5 protein-coding genes are annotated in these 5523 nt (G+C 64.5%); 1 reads left to right on the top strand and 4 read right to left on the bottom strand.

Features of this window, described 5'->3' with window-relative positions:
- A partial coding sequence (locus PQQ96_RS41505; RefSeq protein ID WP_174258380.1) for an NAD(P)(+) transhydrogenase (Re/Si-specific) subunit beta occupies nt 1–151 on the top strand: 151 nt, incomplete at its 5' end.
- A 77-nt stretch (nt 152–228) separates the two neighbouring features.
- On the opposite strand, the gene PQQ96_RS41500 is transcribed toward PQQ96_RS41505, so the two are convergent.
- From PQQ96_RS41500 to PQQ96_RS41485, 4 genes are all read right to left on the bottom strand, one after another.
- Entirely contained in the window at nt 229–969 is a 741-nt protein-coding gene (locus PQQ96_RS41500) for a helix-turn-helix transcriptional regulator (RefSeq protein WP_408303141.1), read from the bottom strand.
- Nucleotides 970–1035: 66 nt separating this feature from the next.
- Nucleotides 1036–1419, bottom strand: a complete 384-nt coding sequence (locus tag PQQ96_RS41495) for a VOC family protein (RefSeq protein WP_408303138.1) — start codon at nt 1417–1419, stop codon at nt 1036–1038.
- Between the two features lie 459 nt (nt 1420–1878).
- Nucleotides 1879–3174 carry a THUMP domain-containing class I SAM-dependent RNA methyltransferase gene (locus PQQ96_RS41490; RefSeq protein ID WP_408303135.1) on the bottom strand — a complete coding sequence of 432 codons (1296 nt, stop codon included), beginning with the start codon at nt 3172–3174 and terminating at the stop codon, nt 1879–1881.
- A gap of 30 nt (nt 3175–3204) precedes the next feature.
- Nucleotides 3205–5322 carry a site-specific recombinase gene (locus tag PQQ96_RS41485; protein ID WP_408303133.1) on the bottom strand — a complete coding sequence of 706 codons (2118 nt, stop codon included), beginning with the start codon at nt 5320–5322 and terminating at the stop codon, nt 3205–3207.
- Between the last annotated feature and the right edge of the window lie 201 nt (nt 5323–5523).

Below are 5523 nucleotides of genomic sequence, written 5' to 3'. Positions count from 1 at the left end.
GTACAAGGCACGCACGGTCATCGTGAACAAGCGCTCGATGGCGGCGGGATACGCGGGCCTCGACAACGACCTGTTCTATATGGACAAGACGATGATGGTGTTCGGCGACGCCAAGAAGGTGATTGAGGATATGGTGAAGGCGGTGGAATAACACGCCTCGACGGTTCGCGGCTTGCCTTGGTGCGGGCGGCGAACCGTTGGTCACGGAGCTTGGCCGCGTTTGCGTCTTTACCGCTGCTTCCTATTCACATGCCGCAGCCAATCCGCCAAGCGTCGTCCTTCCTGATCCGGATACGTTTCGAGCACCTGAAGATCCTGGATTCTCTCCAACCCGAAATTGCGGAAATCGCTCCGCAATTCGCACCACGCGCCGAGTGTCCAGCGCGCGCCCCAATAAGCCATTGCCAGCGGCCAAACACGCCGCTCGGTCGCCGCGCCATTTGCATCGGTATAGGCGAAGCTCGTCACCTGACGTGCATCGATCGCCCGATGCAGTGCGTCCACCTTCGCTGAAAAATCCGCCTTGATGTGAAACGACGGCGCAAAGATCGCCAGGCGTTCGAGCGTTGCGCGCTTGTCGGCGGGCATCGCCGAGGCGATCTTCGCCAGTGCCCCGCGCGCACCGCTCGCGAAACCGGCGCCACCCCACGATTCGAGCATCCGCGCGCCTGCTGCGAGCGCGGCGAGTTCATCGGCCGTGAACGTAAGGGGTGGCAGGCTCGCCGCGCGGCTTAACCGGTAGCCGATACCCGCTTCACCTTCGATCGGTACGCCTGACAGTTGCAGATCGCGCACGTCGCGATAGACCGTACGCAGCGAAATGTTCAGCCAGTCGGCGAGTTGTTGCGCGGTAGTCAGACGCCGTCCGCGTAACAGTTCGGCGATCTGGAACAGGCGGTCGGCGCGGCGCGTCATCGTGGGCGTCTTGTAGAAAAGGACGGGGACAGTCCCGCGATGATAGCGCCGCATGCCGTGCTCCGGTCGGCGTTCCGCGCGGTGCCTGCTGGCCGCCGCGCGGGTGCGCCGCGTCGCGTGTTAGCCGTTGGTCAGCGAATGCAGACCGAGGCGGTTGCCTTCCGTGTCGGTGAAGAACGCGATGTAGCCGATGTCCTGCGGCAGCTTGATCACCGGACCATCGGTCTTGCCGCCGGCTTGCTCGACGCGGGCGAGGGTCGCGTCGACGGTCGGCTGGGCGTTCAGATAGACGAGCACGCCGTCGCCGGCCGGCTTCATCGACGGGCTATGGACGATCGCGCCGCCGGTGGCCGGTTCCTCGTAGCCGAAGATGGCGATCGGCTGGCCGCCGATTTCCTGGCGATTCAGTTTGACGTCGAGCGCGGTTTCATAAAAGCGAACGGCGCGATCGAAATCGACGGACGGAATCTCGAACCATGCAACAACTTTGGATGATGCGGACATGACACTCTCCTGTGAATGGCGGTAAGCCGTGCAAAGCGCCGGATGGCGTGAGAAGGAGTGTGCGTGGGGGCTACTGACAGCGTAGTGTCAGTAGGGAACGGCGGACGTACAAAAAGGACGTAGCGGGCAATGAGCGCGCAGGGGGCACCGGCAGCCGTGGCGGGATGGTGTGGCTTGCGGGAGCGCTGGCAGTACTGTCGGGATGATGTGGCCTGCAGGGGCACCGGCAGCCGTGGCGGGATGGTGTGGCTTGCGGGAGTGCTGGCAGTACTGTCGGGATGATGTGGCCTGCAGGAGCACCGGCAGTAATGGCGGGACGGTGTGGCGGACGGGAACAGAGGGACGGAGAGGCCGGGAGGGGCAGCAGGCGCGGCCGGGCGCCGGCCGATCGCAGAGGTACTGGCGAAAAAAAACCGCGGATCCAGGTCCGCAGTTTTTTTGATGCTGCTCTGCTCAGGCTTAGCCTGCCGGCGTGTCGTTGTTCTGCGGCCGTTGCCGCACGCTGCCCGCGATCAGATCGAAGCGGAACAGCCGGCATTCGAGCGCGCCGTTGAAGAGCGGCGTCTTGGTCGACTCGCGCAGACGCAACTGGCCCGGCAGCTTGCGATCCGAAGTGAGAATAAACGCATGCCAGCCGGTAAAGCGCTGCTTTAGCGCATCGCCGAGCGATTGGAAAAATTCGCTGTCCGGTGCTTCTTCCTGGGCCCGGTGGAAGCTCTCGTCGTCGCGGCCTTCACGCGTGGCGCGGCCTTCGCGGAGTTCGCCACGTGCATTGCGCCCGCGCACTTCGATCCGCTCGCCGTATGGCGGATTTGCGACGAGGATGCCCGGCTCGGTCGACGGTGCCGTCATACCGCGTGCATCGACCTGCTTGAGCGGAATCGACGGCAGACCGGCGCGCTGGAAGTTCGCACGCGCCTTGTCGAGCATGTCGCCGGAAATATCGCTGCCGAAAATCTGCAGATCGGCACGCGAGTTGCGGGCGGCGTGCTTGGCGTCGAGCGCGGCGGCCTTCAGCGCTTGCCACGTCTTGGCTTCGAATTGCTTGAGCTTCTCGAAGCCGAAGCGGCGCTCCGCACCCGGCGCGATATTCAGCGCCACTTGCGCGGCTTCCGCGAGGAAGGTGCCGCTGCCGCACATCGGGTCGTACAGCGGCGTGCCGGCGGTCCAGCCGGTCAGACGCAGGATGCCTGCCGCGAGATTCTCGCGCAGCGGCGCCGCGCCCTTGTCGAGGCGCCAGCCGCGCTTGAAGAGCGGGTCGCCGGAGGTGTCGAGGTAGAGCGTGCAATCGGTGGCGGTGAGGAACGCGAACACGCGCACGTCGGGCATGGCGGTGTCGATGTTCGGACGGGCACCGCTCACTTCACGCAGACGGTCGCAGATCGCGTCCTTGACACGCAGCGTCGTGAATTCGAGGCTGCGCAGCGGCGATTTGATTGCGGTGACGTCCACCCGCAGCGTTTCGTTCGCCGAGAACCACTGCTCCCAGCGTTGTTCGAGTGCGAGCGCGTAAATGTCCTGTTCGCTGCGATACGGCCGATGCGCGATTTTCAGCAGCACGCGGCTCGCGAGGCGCGAGTGCAGGTTGGCGGCCATGCCGGCGGCCCAGCCGCCGCGGAAATGCACACCGCCGGGCACTTGCGCGCCGGCCGTGAACGGCGCGCCGTTCAGGTGCTTCGCGGCAATTTCGGCGAGCTCGGTGGCGAGCGAGGCTTCAAGGCCGCGCGGACAGGGAAGGAAGAAATCGAAGGACATTGAGGTTGCCGGAAGGCGTTAGATAAGGCGCTATTGTACGCGGTCGGGGTGCGGGGCCGTTTTGGCCGGCCATACGAGTTCCAGCGGATGCCTGAACACCCGCTGCCAGATCGCGCCGCGCAGCGAGCGCACGGCGTTGCGCCGCAAGTCGCGCGATTTCACGGCCATGTAGAAGGCGAGCGCGAAGCTCACGGCCACGTTGAGTATCGCCATGCTGCCGACCCCCGCAACCGCCCACCACAGCTCCGGCAACTTCAAGGCGTCCTTGCCGAGGACCCCGATCGCGATGCCGATCGAGCCGGCGCTAAGCGTCACGTGACGCACCTCGAAAGCAAACGCGAAGGCGGTGAGGATCGCCGGCACGAGCCCGAGCATCAGGCCGAGCGTGATATTGCCCACGACGCCCGCCACATTCGAGCGGCAAAACGCCGCGAGCCGGGCGGCGCCGGCCGCGCCGAGCGTCATGCGCAGGCGCCGGTTATAGGCGAGCGCGTCCGCCACGCGATGCAGAACGAACCAGTTGTCCGCCCAACCTGACAGCAAACTCGACGACCACAGCAACACGCCGGTCAGCGCGGCATAGAACGGCGTCGGTCCCAGCAGCGAGAACGAGTGCAGTGTGGCGTGGGCTTTCTCGGGCGAAATGATGTTGGCGTTGAACAGCGCATGCCACAGCAATTGCACACCGAAGCACACGGGAAACACCAGCAGCACGTTGCCGAGCACGGCGGCGGCCTGCGTGCGCATCAACGCGGTCACCGAACTCACGAAGCTGTCGACGCCTGCCGGCGTGCCAACGCCGTCCAGTTCGCGGGCGAGGGTGGGCGCGGTCATCGCCGGTTGCTTGGTGGCTAGCGAGAAGTGCAGGAAGTGAATCAGCAGGAAGCTGGCCGCGTAGTTGATGCCGGCGAGCAGCCCTTCGAACATCGCTTGCAGATGGACGCCGGTGATGGCGAGTTTCATGCAGACCGTGACGACGGTGATGAGCCCGCCGCCGGCTGCCATGCGCAGCATCTTCAGGTACTCGGCGCGATCGCGCGCGATGTAGTGCTCGCCGGTATCGGCGCTGTACTCGACGACCTTGCGGGCCAGCAAGGAGAAATTGCTGCGCACGAGGTGCGCGACGCTCTGACTCGCGTGATTCGCGTTCACCAGTTCCGCGGTGAGACGCGCACCGGCGTGCGGATCGTCCGGTGCCATCCAGGTGTTCAGCAGGTGCTCGGCGCGCACGATACGCATGCGCATCCGTTCGACCTGGAACACGATATCGACACTGACGCCGTTGCGATAGAGATGGGCGAAGACGTTGTCGGTGGCGCTGCGGCATTCGTCGAGCAGCAGGCGCAGATAGTTGACCTCATGCAGCAGCTTGTCTTGTGGGGCGCCTTCACTGACTGCCTGATGGGCTGCTTCGACGGCGAGCATGGCGCGCGTGAGCCGGTAGAACGGCTGTTTTTCCATGGCGACACGCACGTCGCTGGCATCGTCGGCGTCCACTTCGCCGAGACGGCTGCGGACTGTTTGCGAGAGGCCCGTCGAACTGATCTGGCAGGTGAGGTTGTGCAGGGCGGCTAGCAGGTCGAGCGAGAACGGGGTGGAGTCGCGATGTTCGTTGTCGTCCTCTTCGTAGTCGAAGAGGGCGCGGATGCGGGTGAGCAGATCGGTTGGCAGACTGGCGATCCATTCGGCGTCGCGTTCCTGGCTGAACATCAGCGTGACGATCGCGCGCAGATCGCGCCGGTTCGGCGCGGGCGGGATCAGTGAGGCTTCGAGGCGCTCGAAGAGGGCGCCGAAGAAGCCGGAGTGCACGGGCATGCCTGCATCGCAGAGAAGCGAGAGGCCGTCGCTTTCGCGCAGGAGCGCGCGGAGAATGCCGGCGACGTTGGCCTTCCAGGCCGGGTTACGGTCCAGCACGTGAAGGAGATAGCGGATTCTGGTGTGCGCTGGGGTGGTGGTTTCGACGGGGTCGAGGTTTTCGGGGTGGACTGTGCGACCGCGGTGGATCCAGTGGGCGAGTTCGATCAGCCATTCGCTGCGGTCTGGATAGGGGGCGGTTTTGTCTGCGATCGCTAGCAGGGCGTCCAGTTGGTGGCCGCCGTCGCGGGAGGCTCGCCATTTTTTTAGGAGTCTTTTGAATGAGGTGAACATTTTGGTTTTTGCCCTACGGGGTTGTTGCCTGCGGCGCTTGTTTGTATGCCTGCGGTGTTGGGCTTTTGTTGATTTGTTTTCTTGCGGGGCGCTTTGTTTCGGTGTGCCTACGGTGTTGGCCTTTCCCTGATTTCTTAGTGGTCTATTAGCGTCGCCCCTGTGCGGGGCGGGCACCTACTTTTCTTTGCCTGCCGCAAAGCA

It is taken from the genome of Paraburkholderia sediminicola, from assembly GCF_046027825.1.
Lineage (GTDB): Bacteria > Pseudomonadota > Gammaproteobacteria > Burkholderiales > Burkholderiaceae > Paraburkholderia > Paraburkholderia sediminicola_D.
Note: the sequence above shows the minus strand (reverse complement) of the source record. Positions and strands in the feature narration are given on the sequence as shown.

Excerpts from the sequence above, each read along its gene's own strand:
- PQQ96_RS41500 (WP_408303141.1), bottom strand. The coding sequence starts at position 969 with ATGCGGCGCTATCATCGCGGGACTGTCCCCGTCCTTTTCTACAAGACG.
- PQQ96_RS41495 (WP_408303138.1), bottom strand. The coding sequence starts at position 1,419 with ATGTCCGCATCATCCAAAGTTGTTGCATGGTTCGAGATTCCGTCCGTC.
- PQQ96_RS41490 (WP_408303135.1), bottom strand. The coding sequence starts at position 3,174 with ATGTCCTTCGATTTCTTCCTTCCCTGTCCGCGCGGCCTTGAAGCCTCG.
- PQQ96_RS41485 (WP_408303133.1), bottom strand. The coding sequence starts at position 5,322 with ATGTTCACCTCATTCAAAAGACTCCTAAAAAAATGGCGAGCCTCCCGC.